1 protein-coding gene is annotated in these 473 nt (G+C 52.2%); it reads left to right on the forward strand.

Annotation, left to right across the window (positions count from 1 at the left end):
* Positions 1-473 (forward strand): hypothetical protein (locus KH400_RS29650; RefSeq protein WP_217227957.1); only part of this gene is annotated, 473 nt, incomplete at both ends.

A 473-nucleotide genomic window follows, 5' to 3' on the forward strand; every position in this document is an offset into this window, starting at 1 on the left:
GGGGGGGGGGGGGGAGGGAGGGGGGGAGAAAAGAGAGAGAAGAGAGAAGAGGAGGAGGAAGAGGAAGAGGGGGAGAAGAGAAAGAGGGAGAGGAAAGGGAAGGGAAAAAAGAGGAGAAGGAAAGAAAGAAAAAGGGAGGAGAAGAGAGAGAAAAAAAAGGAGAGGGGAAAAGAAAAGGGAAAGGAAAGAGGAAAGGAAAAAGGGGGAGAGGGGGAAAGAGAGGAGGGAGGAGGAGGGGGAAATAGGTAAAAGGGAGGAGAGGAAGAAGAAGGGAGGAAGGGAAGGGGGGGGAGAGAGAGGGGAAAAAGGGGAAAGGAAAAAGGAGGGAAGAAGGGAAGAAGAAGGGGAGGAGGAAGAGAGAGGGGGGGAGAGGAAAGAAAAAAAAGAAGAGAAAGGGAAAAGGAAAAGGGAGGAGGAGGGAGGGGGGGGGAGAGAAGGGAAGGAAAGGGAGAAAGGAGGGAAAAGGAAAGATT

The sequence above is a fragment of the Desertibacillus haloalkaliphilus genome, from assembly GCF_019039105.1.
Taxonomy (GTDB): Bacteria; Bacillota; Bacilli; order Bacillales; family KJ1-10-99; genus Desertibacillus; species Desertibacillus haloalkaliphilus.